The organism is Paenibacillus xylanilyticus, assembly GCF_009664365.1.
In the GTDB taxonomy this organism is placed as follows: domain Bacteria; phylum Bacillota; class Bacilli; order Paenibacillales; family Paenibacillaceae; genus Paenibacillus; species Paenibacillus xylanilyticus_A.
Window position 1 is genome coordinate 920,755 of the sequence record NZ_CP044310.1, and the last position, 23,572, is coordinate 944,326.

20 protein-coding genes are annotated in these 23,572 nt (G+C 48.1%); 11 read left to right on the forward strand and 9 right to left on the reverse strand.

All coding sequences use genetic code 11. The features are described from left to right. Positions 1 to 69: 69 nt before the first annotated feature. Together F4V51_RS04185 and F4V51_RS04190 are read right to left on the reverse strand one after the other, a co-directional pair. Positions 70 to 2,310, reverse strand: a complete 2,241-nt coding sequence (locus F4V51_RS04185; RefSeq protein ID WP_153976978.1) for an S-layer homology domain-containing protein — start codon at positions 2,308 to 2,310, stop codon at positions 70 to 72. Between the two features lie 243 nt (positions 2,311 to 2,553). Continuing rightward, positions 2,554 to 3,156, reverse strand: coding sequence for a hypothetical protein (locus tag F4V51_RS04190; protein ID WP_153976979.1), 603 nt, complete (start codon positions 3,154 to 3,156; stop codon positions 2,554 to 2,556). 237 nt (positions 3,157 to 3,393) lie between these two features. Between F4V51_RS04190 and F4V51_RS04195 the strand changes: the two genes are divergently transcribed. The 3 genes from F4V51_RS04195 to F4V51_RS04205 are packed head-to-tail and all read left to right on the forward strand — an operon-like array spanning position 3,394 to position 4,862. Beyond that, positions 3,394 to 3,942: a hypothetical protein gene (locus F4V51_RS04195; protein ID WP_236146690.1), complete on the forward strand. Its 549-nt coding sequence runs from the start codon at positions 3,394 to 3,396 to the stop codon at positions 3,940 to 3,942. Positions 3,943 to 3,972: 30 nt separating this feature from the next. After that, positions 3,973 to 4,419, forward strand: a complete 447-nt coding sequence (locus tag F4V51_RS04200) for an SMI1/KNR4 family protein (RefSeq protein WP_153976981.1) — start codon at positions 3,973 to 3,975, stop codon at positions 4,417 to 4,419. Beyond that, entirely contained in the window at positions 4,416 to 4,862 is a 447-nt protein-coding gene (locus F4V51_RS04205) for a hypothetical protein (protein ID WP_153976982.1), read from the forward strand. The genes F4V51_RS04200 and F4V51_RS04205 overlap by 4 nt, the downstream gene beginning before the upstream one ends. 278 nt (positions 4,863 to 5,140) lie before the next feature. On the opposite strand, the gene F4V51_RS04210 is transcribed toward F4V51_RS04205, so the two are convergent. The 5 genes from F4V51_RS04210 to F4V51_RS04230 form a co-directional block, all read right to left on the reverse strand. After that, on the reverse strand, positions 5,141 to 6,352 hold the full coding sequence (locus F4V51_RS04210; protein WP_153976983.1) for an alginate O-acetyltransferase AlgX-related protein: 1,212 nt from the start codon (positions 6,350 to 6,352) through the stop codon (positions 5,141 to 5,143). Between the two features lie 16 nt (positions 6,353 to 6,368). Further along, on the reverse strand, positions 6,369 to 7,790 hold the full coding sequence (locus F4V51_RS04215) for an MBOAT family O-acyltransferase (protein WP_153976984.1): 1,422 nt from the start codon (positions 7,788 to 7,790) through the stop codon (positions 6,369 to 6,371). A 106-nt stretch (positions 7,791 to 7,896) separates the two neighbouring features. Then, positions 7,897 to 9,057: a hypothetical protein gene (locus F4V51_RS04220; RefSeq protein WP_153976985.1), complete on the reverse strand. Its 1,161-nt coding sequence runs from the start codon at positions 9,055 to 9,057 to the stop codon at positions 7,897 to 7,899. Between the two features lie 18 nt (positions 9,058 to 9,075). Beyond that, the gene (locus F4V51_RS04225; protein WP_153976986.1) at positions 9,076 to 11,352 is read right to left on the reverse strand and encodes a glycosyltransferase; all 2,277 of its coding nucleotides are present in this window, start codon (positions 11,350 to 11,352) and stop codon (positions 9,076 to 9,078) included. 357 nt (positions 11,353 to 11,709) lie between these two features. Further along, positions 11,710 to 12,114 (reverse strand): CBS domain-containing protein, encoded by a 405-nt coding sequence (locus F4V51_RS04230; protein ID WP_153980552.1) that lies wholly within the window; start codon positions 12,112 to 12,114, stop codon positions 11,710 to 11,712. A gap of 148 nt (positions 12,115 to 12,262) precedes the next feature. Here F4V51_RS04230 and F4V51_RS04235 point away from each other — a divergent pair, with 148 nt between their 5' ends. From F4V51_RS04235 to F4V51_RS04265, 8 genes are all read left to right on the forward strand, one after another. Then, positions 12,263 to 14,380, forward strand: coding sequence for a penicillin-binding protein PBP4(5) (locus F4V51_RS04235; RefSeq protein ID WP_153976987.1), 2,118 nt, complete (start codon positions 12,263 to 12,265; stop codon positions 14,378 to 14,380). Positions 14,381 to 14,457: 77 nt separating this feature from the next. Continuing rightward, on the forward strand, positions 14,458 to 14,877 hold the full coding sequence (locus tag F4V51_RS04240) for a VOC family protein (protein WP_153980553.1): 420 nt from the start codon (positions 14,458 to 14,460) through the stop codon (positions 14,875 to 14,877). A 152-nt stretch (positions 14,878 to 15,029) separates the two neighbouring features. Further along, complete coding sequence (locus tag F4V51_RS28795; protein ID WP_164764254.1) at positions 15,030 to 15,206, forward strand: hypothetical protein; 177 nt, start codon at positions 15,030 to 15,032, stop codon at positions 15,204 to 15,206. A gap of 81 nt (positions 15,207 to 15,287) precedes the next feature. Continuing rightward, on the forward strand, positions 15,288 to 15,470 hold the full coding sequence (locus tag F4V51_RS04245) for a hypothetical protein (RefSeq protein WP_095361005.1): 183 nt from the start codon (positions 15,288 to 15,290) through the stop codon (positions 15,468 to 15,470). Positions 15,471 to 15,755: 285 nt separating this feature from the next. Then, positions 15,756 to 16,883, forward strand: coding sequence for an FxLYD domain-containing protein (locus F4V51_RS04250; RefSeq protein ID WP_153976988.1), 1,128 nt, complete (start codon positions 15,756 to 15,758; stop codon positions 16,881 to 16,883). 14 nt (positions 16,884 to 16,897) lie between these two features. Then, positions 16,898 to 18,046, forward strand: a complete 1,149-nt coding sequence (locus F4V51_RS04255; RefSeq protein ID WP_153976989.1) for a S1C family serine protease — start codon at positions 16,898 to 16,900, stop codon at positions 18,044 to 18,046. Between the two features lie 113 nt (positions 18,047 to 18,159). Further along, positions 18,160 to 18,759: a TetR/AcrR family transcriptional regulator gene (locus F4V51_RS04260; RefSeq protein WP_153976990.1), complete on the forward strand. Its 600-nt coding sequence runs from the start codon at positions 18,160 to 18,162 to the stop codon at positions 18,757 to 18,759. A gap of 94 nt (positions 18,760 to 18,853) precedes the next feature. After that, positions 18,854 to 20,074, forward strand: coding sequence for an MFS transporter (locus tag F4V51_RS04265; protein ID WP_153976991.1), 1,221 nt, complete (start codon positions 18,854 to 18,856; stop codon positions 20,072 to 20,074). Between the two features lie 98 nt (positions 20,075 to 20,172). Here F4V51_RS04265 and F4V51_RS04270 read toward each other — a convergent pair whose 3' ends face one another. After that, on the reverse strand, positions 20,173 to 21,582 hold the full coding sequence (locus tag F4V51_RS04270) for a glycoside hydrolase family 1 protein (protein ID WP_153976992.1): 1,410 nt from the start codon (positions 21,580 to 21,582) through the stop codon (positions 20,173 to 20,175). 40 nt (positions 21,583 to 21,622) lie between these two features. Continuing rightward, positions 21,623 to 23,530 (reverse strand): beta-glucoside-specific PTS transporter subunit IIABC, encoded by a 1,908-nt coding sequence (locus F4V51_RS04275; RefSeq protein WP_153976993.1) that lies wholly within the window; start codon positions 23,528 to 23,530, stop codon positions 21,623 to 21,625. Positions 23,531 to 23,572 lie beyond the last annotated feature (42 nt).

Below are 23,572 nucleotides of genomic sequence, written 5' to 3' on the forward strand. Positions count from 1 at the left end.
GATTAATTATATTATTAAAAAAACCAGCCGGGATTCGCAAATGGACCCCGTCTGGTTTTGCTTTTGTTCTTATTCACTATAATTGCTAACGGCAGTACGCCCGGACTCGACACTGATCCAATACGAATAGTCCTCTCGCACATCGACGTACAGATTCAATGCCTTGGCTTCAAGTTGACTTACAGTCAGAGTGAAATTGCCGTTACGATCTGTCGTGACCTGAGCGGTCTGTATATAATTGACGGATGGCGAAGGTCCATGAATCTGAATGGGGATGGTTTGATTGGCATAGGCCTTAAATGTCCCCCGGAGTATCAGTGTTTGATTCGTGGAGTAATCCGCCTGAATGGTTCGATCAGGTAAACCTCCGTTCTTTTCATTCTCGGATGCTTCCGTGATTTTCTGAGGTCTATGCCATAACTCCAGGCCTTTATCTTTCAGATTCTGCAGGAAAACAACAGCCTCCGCACGAGTCAATGATGTATCGCCTTCGTATCCTTCCACGGTAGGAGCTGTTTTGCCGGACGAGTAGCCCATGTTGAGTAAAAATTGGATGGCCTCATCGTCGCTCGCATAGTTCTTTCCGCCAATACCAGCTACGATCTGTGCAACTTCAGACCGGGTCAGGACATGGTTTCGCAGCTTCGGATTGTTCAGGCTTGCATCCAGACCCAGGTTAAGGGAAGCGGCGTAGGCATAGTAACGATCACTCCAGACCCTTCCCTTGATAGCTTGTCCTCTCGCTGCGTCGATTTGCTTGATGATATTGGAGTCTGAATACAGCTTGAATAGCATGGACAGGAATTCAGCTTCAGTGACTTGATGATTGGGTTTGAACGTACCATCATCATATCCGCTGACCATATCCTGCTGAACGGCCCATAGAATTGCATCCTTCGCCCAGTGTGAGCTGATATCCTTAAGTTCGGGGATACCGGTCACAGTGATCGGAATGACGATTTCCTTGCCTTCAAACCGGATACGAATCTCGTCTTTCCCCGTCTGTACACCATGGATCTTCCCGTCCTTTATGGTCACATGGCCTGAATTGGTCGAATATGTAACGTTCGACTGTGGAACGAAGGATATCCCATTATCATACATGGCGGTGATGGAGGGGAGATCCATCCATTCTCCGGTACGGATATGTAGATCCTTTTGCGCCGATGTAATTTGGACGAGCTGTGCTTCCTGTCCAGCTTCAATATGGAAAAAACGCGTCTGATATGAAATCTCAGCTGTGGTTCCATCTTGCTTTTTCAATCCGGTAATCCGAATGTTGAAGGTATCGCCGTCCTTTAACAGCTGTACGTCATCCGGCCGGAAAATGATGGCGTAACCATAGCCATACCCGCTTGTTTCTACATTGAAGTAAGCCTGGTTAAACCAGGTCTTATTCGTGGGATCGACGTTGTAATACCCGGAAGGGAAGCCGGTATTTTGGTTCTGTTCATTAAAGGTCCATGTTCGTTGGTCGGATAATCGGGTCATTTCAACCTGAACTTCAGACTGCGAGGGTTTGGCGAACACGTCGCGATTCAACTGGACCGACCAGGCTTGTGTGCTGCCAAAAGCCTCAATTGGAAATGCACCCTGATTTGGAAACAGACTGTAATTGAAAGAGGTCCCACTGGTTCTGCTCTGATCAAATACCTGCATGGCACTATAGTAGTTCTCATATGTACTTTCTTCCTGGCGATTGGCGGCGATACCGAAGCCGACCCGCTGCAGTTGTGGACTCAAAATCCAGCGCCGGTGACCCAGTTGATCGATATTGGAGACATCGGAATCGTTCATATAGGCCTGAATACTTTTGGTAATGATATTGCCTTCGGCACTGCTGGTCATATACAGATTGGAACTGCTGGCAGAGGTATAACCCATTTTATAAAAATCGGTTGGCATATCTGCCGGTTGTTTGGGATAGTGTGTCAGGTATCCTCCAGTGGAAACCACGACCGCACCGTGCTGGGCCTGGCGATTCAAGGCCGGATCGAGAACCAGATCGCCCTGCATGCCCGCAATAAAGCGATAGAAGTTGGCCGCATTCAGGCCTTGTGCGAGATACGCATCACTCACAGCACCGGCAGAGTAGGGTGCTTTTACCGAGGGGGCCTCCGTGAACAGTGTAGAATTAGGATCATTCTTCATCCACTCGTTCCACTTCTGAATGATCTCCTGTTCACTTCGTTCCGGGAGCAAGCTGTCGATCTGTTCTGCATGGGCCGCCTGGGCATTCCACATGAGAAACAACAAACATGTTAAAGGTGCGGTCAATAATGTGTGTATTAATTTTTTGCGGTGAACCATACTCTAAAACTCCTTCTGATATCAAATAGGAAGTAAAATACACTCTTGTATATCATCGACATAGTATACGAATTTGGTTAGACAGAATAGAGGAGATAGAGAGAACCGATATCAACGGAATCGTATAGAGAGTTATGTGGAGCCCATTCTTAACAAAGGTACAACACAAGAGACAATTAAAAAAGCACACCCATTCCTATGAGAGAGAGGGCTGTGCTTTTTGAGTTCTATATATGGTCAGATCTAATCCAGACTCAGATCAAAATCAGGCTCACACATGTAATCGATCGGATAGAGATCCTCTCTCGCTGAAATTAATGCACGAAGGTGAAGATAAGCATGGTTGGGCTGTACGACCACACCATCCATACGGTAGGGAGCCAGCTCAGCAACGACGAACACGTCTTCCGCGGGATTACATTTGAAAATGACGTTATTCGGGTTACATACTTCCTCCATGTAGCTGTAAGTCATCACGTGATAGTCTTGCCCGCGCCATTTGGTTTTGATGACTTTATAGGATTGTGTTGCCACAAGATCAATATAGCGTTCCAAGGGAAACGTATGTTCAAATTGTGTGATGTACCCTTTTTTATCCACATCAATTGTAAATTCCACATCATAGCTCACATGAAACTCTTCCTTATAGGTTCCCTTCATAATTTTCATAGCATCCAAATGCGATCCAAAGTTAGTGTCTTCTATGTAGGGAATTGCAATGCGTTCAGGATCAACATAATCGGTAATTTGACTGGTGCTTGAGATTCCTTTCATAAACTTCGATGGCTGAAGATTGATAGAACCAATCATTTTTCCAGCATATGCCGGGCTGCAGGTTATTCGCATAGTCATCTCCTTTGTTGTTCATCAGTAATTAGACGAAAGGCAATAGAGAAAGTTTCACGAGATTAAGGAATGACCCACCAATAGCCTTATTTCCAAACGTTCTTCAATTTTGATACATTGGTTATAAACGTTTCGGAGGTATAAACCATATGGAACATTCGCTCCAGGAGCTCATGCAACTTTATATACATGCTTCATGAGGAAGCACGTTTTGATCAGTCGTTATTCTGGAGGTATGTGAATAGTATTATGGAACTGACCCGTCTCACTGCGGACCAGCCGCTGAATCGGGAAGCAGCGGGGGCCGTCAGCTTCACCTATTCCAAAATCATGGAGTACCTGCAGTGGCATCACTCGGACTCCGATGTCTACGAAATTGAACATTTCCCTTACGTTTATGCTCATCACATCGTGAGCCTTCTCGGCAAAGTGGTTAACGGCTTTTATCAGGGAATTGTCCCGGATGAATCCTGTTTCGATGAGGATTTTCCGAACCCGGCCTTCGCTGGTATGGTGGCTAACGAACAACCAGCAATACTGCAGCTCGGCTATTATAAACAAGAAACCAATGTGCATGCCCTCGGCTTCCGCGAGGAGGATGGGACGTACCAGATTATGTTGAATGAAGAAGACGACAGAGACTTAGTTGATTCCAAACTGAGCCGCCGGGAGGTGGAAGGAACCTATCTTTTCCATGCCCCGGATGCCAGCAGCGCTCACCAATTATTTCATGAATGGGTAATGAGTACTTATGCACCCTACCGTTCTGCACTGAATCGATCATAATTACGCCGTCAGTTGATTAGGAGGATGAATATGTTATCTAGTAAAGTTATTGAGTTTTGCCAAGGTAAGGGCTGGTGGCATGAAGATGTACCGAAGGAGTATGAGGAAGCACTGCAGAAGCTGAATATTGATCTTCAGTCAGATTTTTCCCAGTTTTATCTGCATGCAGATGATGGCCCGACGTTCTATAGCAGGCATCAGGAGATCTATCAGATCTGCTGGGTCATGGAGAATACCGTGTATTTGGAAGACATGACGGTGGCCCAGCTCACCCTCGGATTGCCTGAAGCTTACATACCGCTGGATAGCTTTGAAGGGGAAGGAGGATTTTTCTATAACCGGCAAACCGGTGAAGTGGTGCTGGTAGAGCTTGGTGAGTCGATTGAACTTTTCTTGAGCGGAGAGAGCCGCCCCGAGTGGCCTGATTTTAATACATTTCTAGAGTGGTACTTCGAACTGGAGGAGAAGGCGCTATGAAGGAATTGATAGCGGAACATCCCGAACTGGAGAAACAGATTATGGAAACCGTTGAAGCAGGCAATGTGCTGGACGACACGCAGCAGCATGAACAGGCACTGATCTATTATGATCAGGCCTGGGGGATGCTGCCTGAGCCGAAGACCGATTGGGAAATAGCGAGCTGGATTGCATCCTGTCATGCGAATGCACATATGGAATTGGGACAGTATGCGCTGGCGAAGCCCTGGGCGGAATTATCGCTGCAAACAAGAGGATCGGATATGAATACGGGTCCGCTCATTGAGCTGGGGACCGTCTGCATGAGACTGGAACAGCATGACGAAGCATATTCTTATCTGCATCAGGCCTATGAGTATGGCAAGGAACGTGCATTTCAAGGCTGCCCGCCTGACGTGCTGCACTATTACAAGGAAGAGAAGATGAAGCGTGAACGAAACTGATTCTACCGAATCACAAAAAGAAAAGGGTACCCTGTCTGCCAAATCATGTTTGGCCTTGGGTTACCCTTTTTTATTTGATCATACTGGAACGGAGGGGGTAGAACGAATCTGAAGAAGCGAAGCTAAAAGCTTTCTGAAAGAAAGCTACTTCGGAAGCATACGCTTCACCTTTATCACCGGATTTCTTCCTTCAATAAAATGTTCAAGGAAATCTGGGGATAACAGTGATCGGAAGATTGTTCTACAACTGTAGTGGCATCGTATGATCCTTCACTGACTTAATTGTTCGCCCCGTAAGGGAAGAATTCTTCCACCAGGTCCTGTGGCGAGATCGATACAAAGACATGATCCAGCTCCGTCTTGCTGGCAAAATCCATAATGTCCTCGGTGTAATACCTCGGATCGATGACGTAGATTTCGGACACAACCGTGGACAGGAAAGTGATCATTGGCACGGCGAGGGAGTCCTTGATGAACATGACCTTCAGACCATTCGGGTTGTCTTTGTTCACTACATGAACCATCCCCTGATTCCCGTATAGGTACGTGAAATACTTGTCCGCAGTCAGATCATATGTAGCTCCCTCCACATTGAGCGGGTAGGTGGTGAGCAGCGCATCCTCGAAGCGTCCGTTAAGTGCAGCTTCGGTCTCACCTGTCTTGAAGTAGAAGGAATAGTTCGTCTTGAATTTCGGATAGATCAGGTCGAAGTCATCTGCTCCCGCGAAGTATTTACCAGCCTTGCGGCCCTGTGATCCGATAAAGATATCTTCATATGGAATCACATTGTAGTTATGAATGTCTGTGAAATAATGATCCGGGTCCAGCGACTTCGTGTACATGCCGTCCATATGATTCACGAGCTGGCCGAAGGCCCAGAACGCTGTCCTGATTTTCCAGTGATGGTCCGTTGTAAAGAACAGATCCTCCGGCGGAATGCCGCTTTCCAGCAAACCCTCCCGCAGATCAAGGGTATCAATGCCGTCCTGTTTCAGATTGGCTAGGAAGCCGTCTGCAGTCTCATTGTTATAGTTGTACGGAATGCCTTCCGGGAATGTGGTATAGCCACGCACGTATTTGTCCGGTGTCATGACATAGGTCAGCTTCGTTTGTGGATCCAAATGCGCTCCAAGCGCAGCAACCCGGTCGGACAGATCCTTCGTGTACGTTGGCCCGGTGGCAAAATAGGTATAGTGCAGCTTGCCCTCCATGTCTCTGACAACCTCGAAATTGTTCTCCTCGTTTTTCCACATCAGGGATTGTAAGTATCCGTAGGCTTCCACGAAACCAAACTTCTCGAAGACATGATCATTGATGTCCGCATCCAGCTGGTGGATCAGTCCTTTGGTTTCAGAGATATCGTAGTCTCCGGAGGCCAGTGTTTGTTTGATTGGGCCGAAGGACTGAAGGATATTCAGAACAGAGAGCGTCACCAGCACGAGAATGAAGAGGAAAGCGGTGATTCTCTTTTTGGCAAGAAAGTTATGCATGCTTGTGTGCCTTCTCTCAGAAATTAAAATAGATAAATGGATTATATGTACCCTTGACCAGATACGATACGCAGACTAGGAATAATACAATGATCGTCAGCGGATAGACCAGCTCCAGCGGTTTGCGGAAGCGGGCGCCATCGACCATGAGTTTGTTCATCCGGGTGGCGATCGGCATGCAGAAGAGAATACCCAGAATGAAGAAGAATGCATATTCCTTGAGGAACATCCCTGTTGTATCGCTCCAGAATCCATTGCCGTACAGTCCAAACATATTCCCCAGATAGTGACCTGCCTGCAGCAGATCCGGCGACCGGAAGATCACCCAGCCAATCACAACGATAAACATGGCGTAGAGATGCCGCAGCGGGATGAAGCGTGTTCCTTTGTCAAAGCTGAAGATTTTCTCCAGCGCGATGAACGTGAAGTTAATTAACCCCCACACGACGAAAGTCCACTCCGCTCCATGCCATACGCCGGTAAGTCCCCAGACGATTAGCAGGTTGCGAATCATTTTATCCTTATTGGTAACGCGGGAACCACCCAGCGGGAAGTATACATATTCCTTGAACCAGGTACCGAGCGAGATATGCCAGCGGCGCCAGAATTCGGTGATGGATCTGGAGATGTACGGATATCGGAAGTTCTCCTCGAACTTGAAGCCGAACATCAATGCCAGACCAATGGCCATGTCGGAATACCCGGAGAAGTCGAAATAAATCTGCAGCGTATAGGCAATCGCCCCAAGCCACGCCAAACTGGAGGACACTTCAGATGTGCCCGCCATGCTGAAGATGTGATCGGCGACAATAGCCATACTGTTCGATAACAGCACCTTTTTGCCCAGGCCCACAATGAACCTGCAGCAGCCTACCGCGAACTTGTCCCAGCTCTCTTTCCGGTTCACCATCTGATCCGCAATCGTGTTGTACCGCAGAATCGGTCCGGCAACGAGCTGAGGGAAGAAGGAGATGTACAATGCGACGTAAAAGAGATTTTTCTGTACAGCACCGTGTCCACGATAGACATCAATGACGTAAGAGATGCCGTGGAAGGTGAAGAAGGAGATACCCAGCGGCAGTGCAATGTTCGGAATGCTGAGTCCGAAGCTCGTATTTTCATTCACAATGCGCAGCGCAAAAGCCAGATATTTGAACACAAACAGCATGCCGAGGTTGACGATCAGCATCATCGTAATGATGGTGTAGGCTGCATTGCGCCTTTCCCTGAACTTGTCCACGAGCAGAGCGAAGACATAGTTGAAACAGATGGAGGCGAGCATGATCAGGACGAACCAGGGTTCACCCCAAGCATAGAAGAATAAACTTGCGACAAGCAGCAGCATATTTTTGAGCGTGACCGAAAATCTCAGTACGTAATAGAGCCCCAGTACAAGCGGTAGAAAATAAAATAAAAAAACGACACTGGAAAAGAGCACTGCCTTTCCTCCTTGAGGATCATATAAGAATACAGCATGTATTCACACTAAAGTAGAGACAGACTATGCCGCAACCAGGGATATGGCATAGTCTGCCTTCGTTCAGCTACATGCTGAATGGACGTCTCGCCCGGCGCTGCTCGCGGCGGGAACGCCTTTTTTGGGCACGAGCTGTGTTTCTGCCTTTACGCCGCCAGATTCCGTAGGCAGCAAGCGTGAGGATGCCTGCTGCCGACAGGATGATGCGGATGAGCCACTCCATCCACGGTTTCATCAGCGGATCGATGGGGTTTACCACCTTCGTTACCTGATCAGGAGACGGAATGGCGCGCTTCGTCCCATCCTTCTCCTGTACATTCATGGCTGTCGAACGGTCCATCATAACGGTGTAGGTCAGGTTCCATTTTCCGTTCACCAGTGCACGTATGGTGAGACTTTCAAGTTGAACGGAAGTCTGGAGTGTGAGCAAGCCATCCGGTGTAATGGATGCCCCTTGCACAGGACTGTCCAGTTGAAAGGATGCCTTTGGAATTCCTTTGCTGGAAGAAGAGTGAACTTCATATTGTGCAATCGATTCACCAGCCTCAGGCTTCATCATTCGTTCTTCTCCCGTGATCTGCAGCGTGGTTAGGTCATTCTCTGCAGCGGCTTGCTTCCGGGATACCGGCTTGATGTTTCCGACCCGTACGTTTAGCTGGACATTCTCGGTGGTGGTCGTCGTAATGCCCCAGCCGGTGATTTTGCCCAGTTTGACCTGACCTGCCGTCTTAGCCTTGTCCTGAACCATCAGACTGGAGAAAGGGATGCGGATCTGTCCGACAAAGCCTGGCTCCAGTTCAATCAGACCTGCGGTAGGGTGAACCAACGTGGCTTCCCTGGTTGCCTTCGGAACGACGATGACATTTCGGTTATCCGCTACGGTAAGGGAGCTCTGATTAGCTCGGGTGATAACGACATTAAATGGTAATGTCATTTCCGATTCATTGCGAATGGAGAAGGTCAGCGCACCGTAGCTTGACCAGTCTCTATTCCGCAGTTCATAGATGTAAGCGGAATAATAGCCTTTTTTGAGTCCCTCGGTAGAGGTTTGAATCTGTATACTGCCGTTCTTATCCATATGGGTATCTACTTGGGTTCCGTTATTCCATTCACGAATCATACTTCCGCTCAGCTTAAGCTGTTCTGCTTGAACAGCCTGGACTGGAAGCAGGCTCGATAATGCAGCGAAACTGGCGGCAAGTATAAGCTGTTTCCACTTCTTGATCATGTGTACCTTGCCTCCGCTCTATAAATAAGCCATCTCGTTGAGTTCATCCTTCGAGACGTTTTTGTCTTTGGATATGACATTTGGCCGACCTGTCTGCCGTTGCTCCTTGTTCCACTGCGTAAACAAAGTCTCGAGAGTTTGCATCTGATGATTACGGGCGATGTCCTGGATGTTGGTCACCCGGTACAGGTTACCTCGTTTGTTCCGCAGGGATTGTACCCATACACACTCCAGGGTCAGGTCGTCGCTAATGGGCAGATTGATCTCATAGCTCAATTCTTGATGTGATGTCTCCAGCAGAACATATTCATAGTTGAAATCAAGCAGGGTAACGGCTCCATGCATTGGCGTGTCCACTGTACGGTTGACTGCAATACGTGCCAGCTTCCGGTTGGATATAAACTCACTCTGCCCCCGGCGCACAAAGTTCAGGCGAATGTCCTCGAACGTACTGATATCCTTGTCCAGCTTCTGAGGAAGCGTGGGCTCGCGGTCATAGATAATGTGCAGCAGCTGCCGCTGCTGCTCTTCTTTAATTTCCTTGACGATAAAAGCATATTTCCAACGATCGCCGATGGATGCAACGTGAGCGACCTTGCCTGTAAATTCACTTGCATATCGATCGTTAACCAGCTTGATGCCAACCTCCATATCACTCGGAATATATTTGGGCATATCGAGCATCACGGATATTCCGCCTTCCGAGAGATCATGAGTCATACAGGAGATCGTCTCGCCTTCGGTCGTAATCGTGCAGTCCACAGAAGCGAGTGAGCGCTCATGGTTTCGGAACACTTTACGTCCGGCCAGGAAGAAGATGGACATCATAATGTTATAGAAGTTGATCAGCAGCCAGTACAGCACGACCAGAAAACCGATGGTGCCCTGACTAAACGTCCAGTGAATGCAGTTCACGATACCGATGATGGATAGGACAGCCAGAATCAGATGGGGAATCATTTGTTTGATCTGATAGTTACGATCATCATTTTGCGCACCGTCCTTGCGGGTAACGACGAATTTGTTCATCGTAATGCCAAGCGTCTCCAGAATGACAGCAGGCAGCAGGGACGGGAACAGGATGGTTTCATAGACATTGGTCCATTTGGTTGTTCGGATATTGCCCGATAGCATGCGCAGACAGGTATTGGTCAGGAGGTACATCGGCAGCCAAAATATTAAAATTTCAAGTATGGTGCATTTCACAACAAGAATGCCGAAGACGGCAAACAGGATCGGCGACATGATATACAGCAATCTCTTCAGCCCGGAATACCAATAGGTTATGGAAGAAATATAATTTAATTTTTGGGCAAAACTCAAACCTTTCTTGAACAGCAGATTCATCTTCTTACCTGTCTGGATACAACCGCGTGCCCAGCGCTGACGCTGCTTGATTAAGCTCTTCAAGTCGCCAGGGGCAAGCCCGGATGCCAGTACCTTGTTGGTTGCGAAGCAGCGATACCCTTTGCTCTGCATCTCGATGCCTGTTGCAAAATCCTCCGTAATGGAACCAGTGTAGAATCCACCAACGTCTTCCAATGCCTGTCTGGAGAGCACCGTATTGGTTCCGCCGTAGATTACGGAATTGGATTTGTTGCGTCCAACCTGCACGTCACGGTAGAAATAATCCTGCTCATTCGGAATCCGGTTCTCGGAGTACAGATTGTACTGGAATTGATCGGGATTGTAGAAGCTTTGCGGTGTCTGCACGAAACCGATCTTTTCTCCTGTCAGAAAATACGGCACACAGGACGTCAGAAAATCATGCTTCGGAATCATGTCGGCATCAAAGGTGACGATCAGGGGGGAAGAAGTATGTTTCATGGCGTTGTTGAGATTACCAGCCTTGGCGTGTTTGTGCTCAGTCCGGGTCAGGTAGTTAATGCCCAGATGGGCGGCAAGCTTCCGCATCTCGGGACGATTGGAATCGTCACACAGATGGATATGTACTTTGGAACGGTCCGGATAATCCATATTGAGACAGCCGTTAATCGTTTTGAAGAGCAGGGAAGTGGGTTCATTGTAGGTCGCAATAAAGACATCCACATCCGGATATAACGCCTCGTCTACTACGGGAAGCTCAGGATATTCAAGCCGGGTCATATTGTAAAAGTGGACGGCCAGTTCGAACATGCCGATGAGTTCGACAATAAGGAGGGCAAGACCAGCGGTCACGGCGAGAGGGCCATGGCCGAAAGGAATGGTGAAGAACGTACGCCAAATGACGTAAATACAAGACATGATCACCGTTGCCGTGACCAGAATCTTGTTGCGTGTACTTAAATAATTCAATGGAATACCTCTCTCTGATGATTCTGAAATGGAGCTGCACTGAAAAGGACGAGCTTATTGTACTAAAGCATTCTGAACAAATTCTGAAAAAAACACTAGGACCTTCGCTGTGTAATGTTAAAAAAGCGCGATTTATCTCCTTGAATATGTCGTATGGTGATAATTATTGTAGTTATTTGTCGAATAATGCGCAATATGTTTGTTGTATTCTGATCCTAAAATAGCTTGAGAACGAAGTGACAGAAGAGATGATGAGGAAGAAATAGGAAGGTTTGGAGCAACAAAAAAAAGCGAGCAGGGGCGCTCGCCTTTTTTACATCTGTCTGCAGGGAAAACTGCAGGTGGCATCACATTACATTAATCAGAAATATTGCGGGTGTAATACTCAATAATATCCTTGCGCCGGATAATGCCAAGAAAGACGCGGTCCACGTCCACGACAGGCACGAAATTCTGGTCCGCTGCCAGCGTCAGCATATCCTCCATTTCAGCTTTGATGAAGACGCATTCATTATATACCCGGTTGCTGATCTCATTCACCTGAACCTGATCCATGTTATCAAACGTCAGTCCAGGGGTGCTCCGCATTTTCCATAACAAATCGCCTTCGGACAGGGTCGCAACATATTTTCCGTCCTGATCAATCACGGGAATGGCGGTATAATGCTGTGCTTCAAGCTGTTCGAGTGCTTCCTTCATGGAAGCGGAGGACTTGATATAAGCCACTTCGTCTTTGGGGAGTAAAAAATAGCTGATTTCCATCATCGGGCTCCTTTGCCTGTAGTTTCACTCTCCTTATTTAAACATATTATGTGAGCATTCGGCTATTTTTAATGATAAATTCGTCAGATTTGTTCCATTGTTTCAGGGGCTCTGGAAATCTATAGTATATAGTAGAGGTGATCTGACTATGAAAAAATCAAAACGAAAAATCATATATGGCTTACTCCCCCTTCTGTTTGCTGGCGGAATTGGAGCGTATTTATACATGCAAAGCAGCAAGGCAGAGGAAGCGAAACCGGAGGCAACCGTAGACCAATACATACAGCATCTGCAGAAGCAGGAATTTAATCAGCTATATTCATTAATGACGCCAGCGTCGCTGGATGAGTCCGGGATGAACCGGGAACAGTTTGTAGAGAAGTACAGTGCCATCTATTCGGGAATGGAGGTCTCAGCCGTGAAGGCGGAAGTGAAGCCCAAGGTAACGGACACGGCGGAAAGTGGCAGTACATCAGAGAATCAGGACAAAGGGGAACCGAACACGGGTAAATTGGAGCAGAATCCGGATGCCTATGAAGTGGATTACCACTTACAGCTAACAACCTTCCTTGGGGAAGTAAACGAAACACAGACACTCAAGCTTGTCCGGCAGGAAACCGAGGACGGCACGAAAGTGTGGCGGATTAACTGGCAGCCTTCCATGATCCTGAGCGACATGATTCAAGGAAGCAAAGTCAGGGTGAGGACACTCCTGCCGGAACGCGGTGATATCGTGGACCGGGACGGTTTGCCTCTGGCTACCAAGGGAACGGTGAACGAGTGGGGCATCGTGCCGGAGAAGCTGGGTGACAACCCGGATGCCATGATTGCCCGAATTGCGAAGCATTATAAGGTGACAGAAGATGTGATTAACAACGCCCTGTCCCAAAAGTGGGTGAAGCCGGAGTATTTTGTCCCGATCGGTTCAACTGAGGACTACAATATTCCTGAACAATTAAGTGGGGTGAAGCTGCAGTCCAAGGAAATCCGCTATTATCCGCTTGGTGCATCGGCAGCGCATCTGATTGGTTATGTGCGTAAGGTGACTCAGGAAGATCTGGAGAAGGATACGGAAGGATATTACCGCGCCGAGGATTGGATCGGAAGAGCCGGACTGGAGCAGTCAATGGAGAAGCAGCTCCGCGGCGAGCGCGGGGGCGTAATCGAAATCACGGACGAAACCGGCAAAGTCCTCTCGGAGCTTATTCGCAAGGACGCGGTAAACGGACAAAAAGTGCAGTTGACCATCAGCGCGGAGACACAGTCGGAACTGTATAAGGCGTTATCAAGTGACGGAGATGCAGGAGCAGCCGTGCTTATGAATCCGGCTGATGGGCACCTGCTCGCCCTGGCCAGTGCACCCGCCTACAATCCGAACAAAATGGTTACAGGACTCACTCAGGCGGAGTGGGACGCGTATTCAGCAGATGAACGGCTTCCTTTTATTAATCGATTCACCAATCGGTATGCACCAGGTTCAACCTTCAAAGCGATTACGGCAGCAGCGGGATTAATGGAAAAGGTCACAACGGCGGATAAAACCCATGAGATCTCCGGTCTGCAATGGCGCAAGGATGAGAGCTGGGGCGGATATTATGTCAAGCGGGTGAAGAGTTTAACCCCAGTAAATATGGTTGATGCACTGGTCTATTCGGATAATATTTACTTTGCTCAAGAGGCGCTGGAGATGGGCAGCAAACGGTTTATAGAAGGAATCCAGAAGTTTGGTTTTGGAGATAACTTCGGCCTGGATGAACTATATCTGAAGCCGAGCCAATACGCGAATGAAGCGAATCTGGATCTGGCCTCCGAGGTATTGCTTGCCGACACGTCCTATGGACAGGGCGAAATGCTGATGTCGCCGATCCATCTGGCGTCGTCCTTCACTCCTTTTATTAATGAAGGAAAAATGGTGAAGCCTGTTCTGATCGAAGGGAAGGAAACCTCTAAACCCGAGGTAATTATTACTCCTGAGGCTGCGAACACGGTCAAGGATGCTTTGGTTCAGGTGGTGTCTCGTTCGGGAGGAACGGCTCACGCACTGAACTCGCTTCCAGGGGAGCTGGCGGCCAAGACCGGAACAGCAGAGCTGAAGGCGAAAAAGGGCGAGAATGGCCTGGAGAACGGATTCGTTGTTGTGTTTGACACGCAATCCCCCAGCTTCCTGATCTCGGCGGTCATTGAAGGCGTGAATGGCCGGGGCGGCAGCCACTATGTGGTGGATAAGCTCAAGCCTTTCCTGGAAAAGCTGGAATCGACTCTGTAAAACCTTGGCGTTGACAGGCACTATCCGAAATGTTATTTTGTGGTAGAATCTACTCTGTTGGATTGAGGTGGTCGATGGTGGCTGTTCGCGCCAAGCAGATTTTTGTCAATTTACCTGTCAAGGATCTGAAGAAATCGGTTGATTTTTTTACCAACGTAGGATTTGAGTTTGATGCGAATTTTACAGATGAATCTGCTACCTGCATGATCATTGGGGACAACATGTATGCCATGCTGCTGGTGGAGGAACGGTTCCAATCCTTTATTTCAAAAGACATCTCGAATGCGGCGAGTACGGCAGAAGTCATTGTAGCCTTATCGGTGGATAGCCGCGAAGAGGTGGATACCATTGTGCAAGCTGCTCTGGATGCTGGCGGCAAGCCCTATAATGATCCCCAGGATCATGGATTCATGTACGGATGGAGCTTTCAGGATCCGGATGATCACCTCTGGGAAGTTACCTATATGGATCTTAGCGCATTTCCAACACAAGAGTAGAGTAGAACATACCTGGATAGATCACGCCTTCCTACGATATAGTAGGGAGGTTTTTTGTCTATTTCTATAAAACTACACATTCACACATCCAGATCGATATGGACATGAATAGGATAACGCAGGTTTGAAAAACGATTGACAGGGAGATGGCCATGACTCGTTCAAACGTAAAAAGTTATCGTTACCGTGTGGGGAAAAGGCAGTATATTGTCATTCAGATCCACCAAACCGCCAAAGGGTATGCCGAGACAGGCAATGTGCTCGCAAGTAACGCTGTAAATATACAGATCAAGAAGCAGAAGGGCCGGCGTTCATCAAGCAAAAGATAAACGGGTCGCTCGGGTAGTAGTAATGAGCAGATCCGGAGCAGCGTAACATAACGGGATATATCATCATAGGGGGATGGTACGATGAGCACACGAAAGAGACAGAAGCATGCGAAACAGGTTAACCGGGTAGAGGTGGACAAAAGCCGTTTGAAATTCCAGGCTCGTCAGTCGGCCAAAGCTTCTGTTGGACAGGGCGGAAATGCATTTGCCATCAATGCGAATGAACTGGGCAACATTCGGGTACGTGCAGGACAACAGGGGTGAATTGCAAAGGGATACCGTGCGGGCGGTATCCCTTTTTTATGTCCACCAGCAAGGCACCATTTACATCAGAATAACATATGGTGTATTTTACCTTTTTGCTATATGATAAGTGTCGATTCATGTAAAAATAGCAAACATACATACGTTCTTTTTGATGGAGGGATCAGGGTGTATTGTCACGTATGTGGGACCAAAAGCAGTCCGGGGGATAGCACATGCAGAAAGTGTAGAACAAAATTATTAGATCCAAGCTCTACAGAGGAACAGATTTGGGCGGAAACCGCAGTGGGACTGGAGAACGGAACGGGAAACACCGATCATTCGTTATCGAGACAACAGCAGCCTGCACCCCAGCAGAGCCATAAAGGTCCGGGGCGAGCATTCAGCTGGATCATCCCATTGCTGTTGGCAGCGTTAATGGGAGCCCTGCTGACGTATTATTACAACCAGGAAAGCCGTATAAATGCAGAGGTACAATCGCTGCATCAACAAGCGGAAAAAGCTGCGCTGGATGGGAAATATGCAGAAGCTCTGCAGCTGCTGGACACGGCCATCGCCAAACGCCCGAACTACGATGCGCTGATGCAGGATCGTCAGATTACGGTGAAAGCGTCCAATCTGATGAATCAGTTAGATGAAGCAGCAGTGAGTTTGAAGACGGGCAAGCTGTCCGCAGGGGATAAAACCATTCAGGCGGTAACCAAAGAACTGAAAGAGCGGGAGGAACCCGTTTTTGGCAAGGTACGAGCAGCATTGAACAACAGAAAGGTCACACTTTCCGTATTGAAGGTGAAGAAGGAAATCGATGGTTTGACCACCGTAGAGGCTCTCGCGGAGAAGCTAGATACGGTGTCGAAGCTGAAAGGCAATGAAGCCCAGGCCGTGCAGAAACAAATTATCGACAAGCTGGCGGGGATTAGCTATAAGCAGGCTGAACAGCAAGTGAAGAAAAAGGATTTTACGGCTGCCCTGCAGACCGTGGATCAAGGACTGTCCTACGCACCGGAGGATGACAAACTTACCGCATACCGGGAGCGAGTGCTGAGTGAGAAAAAGGCGTTTGAGAAAGCGGAAGCGGAACGGATTCAGTTGGCTGAGCAGCAGGCTGCCGAAGAGGATTTGAAAAATCGGACGGCTGCCGTTAGCGTCGTTAACGTGGATGCGGCACTGGATAACTATGGAGACCTGTACATTAGCGGTTCAATCATAAACAATGCAACGAGACCGATCTCGTCCGTTACGATTATGGTTGATATCTATGGAATGGATGGCACCTATCTGGGTCAGACCTATGTTGATGTGTATCCAAGCTGGCTGGAAGTGGGCGAAGAAGGTTTCTTCGAAACCTACTATTATGGTGTGTACGAGGAAGCGCAGGTCTCTGTTGTGAATGCAACGTGGTATCTGGAATAGGAGGACAGGTTGGAATGGCCAAACGAACATGGAGTACGATCATATCCTGTGCCATCATTATTGGTGCCGGAGCAGGAGGCGTGTTCTGGATACATCAGCATTCGGAGAAGCAGCTGCAGGGTGGCCCCAGACTGGCTGTCGTCGCAGCGCAGGAAGCAGAAACGACAACAGCGAAGACAGCTTCCGATTCCAATGTGAAGAAGACACGCAAACAGATCATTGAAGATAGCCAGAAGAAGGTAGTCACGATTGAGAGCGGCATCGGGCTGGGTTCGGGCTTTCTCTACAACGACAAAGGCGATGTGATAACCAACGCGCATGTGGTGGAAGGCTCCAAAGAGGTAACGGTCCGCACACTTAACCATGAGGAATTTCAAGGAACAGTGATTGGAATTGGGGAAGAGACGGATGTGGCTGTTGTCCGAGTGCCTGGTTTACAGAAGCTGACACCGCTAACCATTGCCAAATCCAAAGCCGAGACCGGAGACGAGGTACTGGCACTGGGGAGTCCGCTGGGGCTCGAAAATACGGTGACCACAGGCATTATTAGCGGTGTGGGCCGGAGCTTCGAAATTCCGCCTTACATTTATAGTAACCTGTATCAGATCTCGGCTCCCATAACCCATGGCAACAGCGGGGGACCGTTAATCCACGCAGAGACAGGTGAAGTACTCGGCATTAATTCGGCTGTTGTGGAGCAGGAGGGCGGCATTGGTTTCAGCATTCCGATCACCAGTGTACTGAAACAGGTGCAGGCCTGGTCCGAGAAGCCCAACACGACAACGGTGGTACAGACGAATGGTGGAGGTAACAAGGCAGCATCAGGAACCTCTGCCGAAGCAGAGGGATTGGTGACCAGCTTCTATCTGAGTCTGAACGAGAGTGATTACGTTACCGCTTATGCATTGCTGGGCAGTGAATGGCAGAGCGGTACGAGTTATGCCAAGTTTCGCGAAGGATACCTGAATACAAGCTATGTAACGATTAGCGGAATTTCTTCCTCCAATCATGGGAATGATGAGATGGAGGTTACGGCTACCATTACGGCGGATGAACGCAGAGACAGCGAATATGTGACCTCGAAGTACAAGGTTACGTATCAGCTCGGTTACGAGAATGGTCAGTTGAAAATATTGCACGGTCAAGGAAAAAAGATTAAATAATTTAATTCAAGGAGAATCGGCACCCGGGCCATTCTCCTTTTGTATTGCTAAACTTCCAGTGATCTGTTAAAATACAGAACGAATGTTCAGTATGTAAGAGAGAGAGTGATGGGATGAACAAAAAGCAACTTCAAACCGAGCAGACCAAGAAAAAACTTGCGGATGCCTCAAGAGCTCTTTTTGTACAAAAAGGCTATAAAGCGACGTCCATTGAAGATATTGTGGCTGCGACTGGCAGCAGCAAAGGAAATATTTATTACCATTTTAAAAGCAAGGAAGGCCTCTTTCTCTATCTGATTGATGAGTGGGATCGGGAGTGGGAAGAGAACTGGGCTTCCAAGGAACATCTCTACAAGACATCTACGGAGAAAATCCATGGACTGATGGAGCAGCTTGTTCTGGATGACATGAATCACCCGCTGACGAAGGCAGCCGATGAGTTTTTCACGGGGGAAAAGAAAGAGAATGATATTGAGGAGCGCATTGCCTTGATGTTCGAGCGGCATATCCAGTTCAACAGACAACTGGTTCAGCAGGGCATTGAGAACGGTGAGTTTAAGGAAGACAATGTCGATCATCTGGCGTTGATTCTGGAAAGTGCCATTATTGGACTTAGCCAATTGTCTCGCGGGATGAAGTCAGAAGAGGCCGTGGCTTTATATCGCCAAGCAGCAAATGTATTCTTATATGGAATCTCCATAACCAAGGCTTAAGATGGATTGAACACACCCACGGGCACCCATGAAGCAATACGTTTGCTCATCTATATAAACAGCAACATTTTGACAATTTACGGAGGATACAATCATGGCATTACTGACAAGAAACAGGGGCGCGCTCCTGCTGTTGATGTTTAATATTTTTCTCGTATTTACAGGTATTGGTTTGGTCGTACCAATCATGCCTGCGTACATGGATCTGCTGCATATCACTGGGTTCACGGTTGGTTTGCTGGTCGCGGCATTTTCCTTTACCCAGTTTCTATTTTCTCCAGTAGCGGGCAGGTGGTCCGATTCATTCGGCCGTAAAAAGATCATTGTCGGCGGTATGCTGATTTTTGCCGTATCGGAATTCATGTTTGGTGCGGTCAATGCCCCCGTGCTGCTCTTTGCAGCCCGGATGCTCGGCGGGGTCGGTGCAGCAATGATTTTCCCTTCCATTATGGCCTACACCGCAGATATTACGACCGAAGAAGAGCGCGGTAAGGGGATGGGATTGATTAATGCAGCCATTACGACCGGATTCATTATTGGGCCGGGGATTGGTGGATATATCGCGGATTTCGGTATTCGGATTCCATTTTATGCGGCAGGGGTTGCCGGATTGCTGGCAGCCATTATTACCCTGATGATCCTGCCGGAGTCGACAAGAAGCACTGGAGAAGCAAGTAAACCCGCTACTGGTGCAGCAAAAGCCAAAACGCCGGGAATGGTATCCCAGCTGCTGAATTCCTACCGGGAACCTTACTTCTTCAGTCTGATTATCGTATTTGTCATGGCGTTTGGCCTGGCTAACTATGAGACAGTATTCTCTCTGTTTGTGGATCACAAATTCGGATTCACAACCAAGGATATTGCATTCATCATTACATTTGGCTCGATCGCGGGTGCAGTCGTGCAGGTATCCTTGATCGGATGGCTGCTGAACAAGTTTGGGGAGAAGAAAGTGATTTCGGTATGTCTGTTCTTCGTGGCGGTGTTTGTACTGCTAACCCTGTTTGTGCACACGTACTGGCTCATCCTGGTGGTCACCTTTATTGTATTCCTGGGTATGGATATTTTGCGTCCTGCCATCAGCACGCAGATGTCCAAACTGGCAGAGGAACAGCAAGGTTTCGTGGCTGGATTGAACTCCGCCTACACAAGCTTGGGCAATATCGCAGGTCCGATTGTGGCTGGCGCCTTGTTCGATGTAAATATCAACTATCCGTATGTTTCAGCTGCTGCTGTTCTGGCCATCTGCTTCCTGTTATCCCTCCGGGTTCTCAGAGGGGTTAGACCGGCAGGGCAAGCGAAGACGGAAATGTAGTCACAATTCATAACAATACGATGTAAAGCTTAAAAAACCAGTCGGTTACACATGATACATTGTGTAATCGACTGGTTTTAATTTTTGGATTTGTATGATTAACGGACTTCACCGTTGGTCTCAATTAGCTTTTGATACCAATAGAAGCTCTGTTTACGGATACGTTTTAACTCCTTAATATCAAATTCCTCGCGGTCCACATAGATAAACCCATATCGTTTGCTGGACCCCTGATGTGTACTCACCAGATCGATCGCAGACCAAGGACAGAAACCAAATACATCCACACCATCCGTGATGGCCAGTTGAATCTGTTCAATATGTTTATTGAAAAATTCAATGCGGTAAGGGTCGTTGACCACGTCGTCTTCTTCCAGCTTGTCAAAAGCGCCGAGACCATTCTCTGTAACGATCAATGGCAGGTTATAGCGGGAATAAATCTGGCGAAGAGTGGAGCGGAAGCCCACCGGATCAATCTCCCATCCAAACTCGGTCTTCTCCAGATTTGGATTCACAGATCCTCGGTATGCACCAGGTTCACCCACAATTTCATGCTGATCTCCTGTGTGGGAGAAATCATTACCATCATTCAGACTTTCGCCGACGGTCTGCGAAGTATAGTAATTAAAAGCAATAAAATCAGGGTTCCCCTGAGCCAGAATATCCATGTCCCCGTCCTCAATGACCGGAGTATACCCTTTCTCTTCAAGATAACTCCAGGCAATGTGATTGTAGCGACCGTAAACGGCCATATCGAGATAGAGCCAGTTGCGGATTGCTGCATAGTTATCGGCCGCGAGGGTATCTTCCGGTCTGGAGCTCGCCGGATAGATCACGCCAATATTGGGAGCCGGACCGATCTTCGCACCTGGAAGCATCTCATGGCATAGGACCATTGCTTTGGCTTGCGCGACGAGCATGTGATGATTTTGCTGATACAGTGTTTTTTGCGGATCAGTCATCGTGGTATCCAGTGTGCCCAAAGAGCCAGGATGCAGGATGAGCATATTTTGTTCATTAATGGTCAGCCAATATTTGACCCGGTCCCCGTAGTTCTCGTACAGGGTTCTGGCGTATTGCTCAAAGGCATCGATTGTGGCCCGATTGGACCAGCCGCCTTGCTCTTCCAGTGCATAAGGAAGATCAAAGTGATACATGGTCACAATTGGTTCAATACCGTATTTGATCAGTTCATTAATTAATGAGTCATAGAAGGCAAGTCCTTTGGGATTAACTTCACCTGCGCCTTGCGGATAGATCCGCGTCCAGGCGATGGAGAAGCGATAGGCTTTGAAGCCCATCTCCGCAAGCAGGGCCACATCCTCCTTATACATATGATAGTGATTGCTGGTCACCTTGAAGTCGGTTACACCTTCCACATGGTTTCCCATGTCAATAACGGAAGGACCTTTGCCATCTTCATTCCAGGCTCCTTCGATTTGATAGGCTGACGTTGAACCTCCCCAGAAGAAGTCTTTGGGAAATGGTTTAAGTTGAGTATGTTTCATTGTTCGTTCCTCCTAGTTGAGTTTGGAATAAGCAAGCTGATCAGACAACAAGAGTGAGCAGGACATCATTTTTCTGTACATGTTCCTGGGATGTTTCGAATACATCCACCTCGTGCTGTGTGAGGGTAACAATGACGGGAGTGACAGTTTCGTACCCGGCTTGCTTAATTTGTTCGATGTCAAATTGAATGAGCAGATCGCCCTGTCTGACGATGTCACCTTCCTGCACGACAGGCGTGAAATGTTTGCCTTTTAGCGCAACGGTATTGATCCCGATGTGAATCAGAATCTCGGTGCCGGTGCCAGTCGTTAACCCGATGGCATGCCCCGTTGGGAAGAGTGAAGTGACCACGCCATCCACGGGAGAAACAACTTCGCCAATCTCGGGAACGATCGCTAGTCCCTTGCCCATAGCACCAGTGGAAAAGGCAGGATCGTTGATCGTACTCAAAGCAACAGCTTTGCCCGTAAGTGGGCTATGAATTTGCTCTTTTTTGACCTCGGCAGTTTTCACCTCTGGAGCAGCAGGAACTTCTACCGCTTTTCTTTCGGAATTTGCACCTGTGTTTGTATCATTCGCATCCTTGACCTCTGAAACGCTGACCTTGGCTTTGCTCTCGTATCCGAACATGACGGTTAATACCGCAGCAATGGCGAAGGAACACACAATTGCAATGACATAAACTACGGTTGGTGTGTATACCGGTATAGCAAAAATATTATGGAACACATATGCCGTCATTTTAACGCCAAAATGACCATTAATGGCACCACCGATTGCACCTGCGATGACAACGATCGGAATGACGCGTTTATAACGTAGGACCAATCCGTAAACGATAGGTTCCGTCACACCTGCGAGCAATCCCGTAAGGCTCGTTGAGCCTGCAAGTGTGCGGAGCGTTTTATCTTTTTTGGCTTTCAGGAAAATACCGAATGCAACACCGATTTGGGCAAATACGGCTGCAGCAGCCATCGCTTCGATTGGATCTCCGCCAACCCCGATATTTTGGATCGTGATTGGAGTGAATCCCCAATGGAGACCAAAGATGACCATGAAGGTCATGAATCCGCCCAGGACAATCCCTGATAATATCCCGCTGACGTCAATGAGCCACGTTACACCAGAGGAAATCCAGTCTCCTACGTTGGTGCCAAATGGACCAAAGGCCATCGCAGATAGAGGAACCATAATCATGAGGGCAATCATTGGAACCAGGAACAATTGCAGATCCTTCAGAATGATTTTCTTCAGCAGCCTATCAAGAAGGGCATAGATGCTGATGGATATGAATATCTGAAATACACTGGCTGAGTAGTTCATCATGACGACAGGTATGCCCAGGAACGATACATCGGAACCCTTGTCCATCAATCCGGTAAAGTTCGGTTCCAGCAGGGCAGCACCGATAACCCCGGCGACATAAGGATTGGCTTTCAGCTTCATGCCCAGCGTAATGCCGAGGAAGATAGGCAGAAAGTAAAATACGGCATTGCCGGCAGCGGATAAAATAAGATAGGTGTCACTGGTGTCTGACATCCAGCCAAGCATGGTTAGAACGGTCAGCAGAGCTTTCAACATGCCTGATCCCGCCATGGCTGGAATTAACGGAGAGAAGCTTCCCGAGATAATCTCAAAAACTTTGGATAAGACCGAGGTTTTTCCACCTGTTGTCTCTGCGGTGGAGGAGGATTCACCTCCAAAATCCCGATTCTTCATAATCTCTGCATATACATGAGCAACATGACTTCCGATCACAACTTGAAATTGTCCACCGCTTTCCACAACGGTAATTACGCCATCATGTTTTTCCAGCGTCTCGCGCTCGGCTTTTTTGGAATCCTTGAGGTTAAACCTCAGCCGGGTCGCACAGTGGACAAGTCCGTTGATATTGGCTTCACCGCCGACGAGGCGTACGATGTCATCTCCCATTTTTTTATGATCCATGTTCATTCTCCTTTGTGGTCGAACTGCCCCTGAAAACAAAAA

Bases quoted from the DNA above. Each gene is read 5' to 3' on its own strand.
- F4V51_RS04185 (WP_153976978.1), bottom strand. From the start codon at position 2,310: ATGGTTCACCGCAAAAAATTAATACACACATTATTGACCGCACCTTTA.
- F4V51_RS04190 (WP_153976979.1), bottom strand. From the start codon at position 3,156: ATGCGAATAACCTGCAGCCCGGCATATGCTGGAAAAATGATTGGTTCT.
- F4V51_RS04200 (WP_153976981.1), top strand. From the start codon at position 3,973: ATGTTATCTAGTAAAGTTATTGAGTTTTGCCAAGGTAAGGGCTGGTGG.
- F4V51_RS04205 (WP_153976982.1), top strand. From the start codon at position 4,416: ATGAAGGAATTGATAGCGGAACATCCCGAACTGGAGAAACAGATTATG.
- F4V51_RS04210 (WP_153976983.1), bottom strand. From the start codon at position 6,352: ATGCATAACTTTCTTGCCAAAAAGAGAATCACCGCTTTCCTCTTCATT.
- F4V51_RS04220 (WP_153976985.1), bottom strand. From the start codon at position 9,057: ATGATCAAGAAGTGGAAACAGCTTATACTTGCCGCCAGTTTCGCTGCA.
- F4V51_RS04230 (WP_153980552.1), bottom strand. From the start codon at position 12,114: ATGGAAATCAGCTATTTTTTACTCCCCAAAGACGAAGTGGCTTATATC.
- F4V51_RS04235 (WP_153976987.1), top strand. From the start codon at position 12,263: ATGAAAAAATCAAAACGAAAAATCATATATGGCTTACTCCCCCTTCTG.
- F4V51_RS28795 (WP_164764254.1), top strand. From the start codon at position 15,030: ATGACTCGTTCAAACGTAAAAAGTTATCGTTACCGTGTGGGGAAAAGG.
- F4V51_RS04245 (WP_095361005.1), top strand. From the start codon at position 15,288: ATGAGCACACGAAAGAGACAGAAGCATGCGAAACAGGTTAACCGGGTA.
- F4V51_RS04255 (WP_153976989.1), top strand. From the start codon at position 16,898: ATGGCCAAACGAACATGGAGTACGATCATATCCTGTGCCATCATTATT.
- F4V51_RS04260 (WP_153976990.1), top strand. From the start codon at position 18,160: ATGAACAAAAAGCAACTTCAAACCGAGCAGACCAAGAAAAAACTTGCG.
- F4V51_RS04265 (WP_153976991.1), top strand. From the start codon at position 18,854: ATGGCATTACTGACAAGAAACAGGGGCGCGCTCCTGCTGTTGATGTTT.
- F4V51_RS04270 (WP_153976992.1), bottom strand. From the start codon at position 21,582: ATGAAACATACTCAACTTAAACCATTTCCCAAAGACTTCTTCTGGGGA.
- F4V51_RS04275 (WP_153976993.1), bottom strand. From the start codon at position 23,530: ATGGATCATAAAAAAATGGGAGATGACATCGTACGCCTCGTCGGCGGT.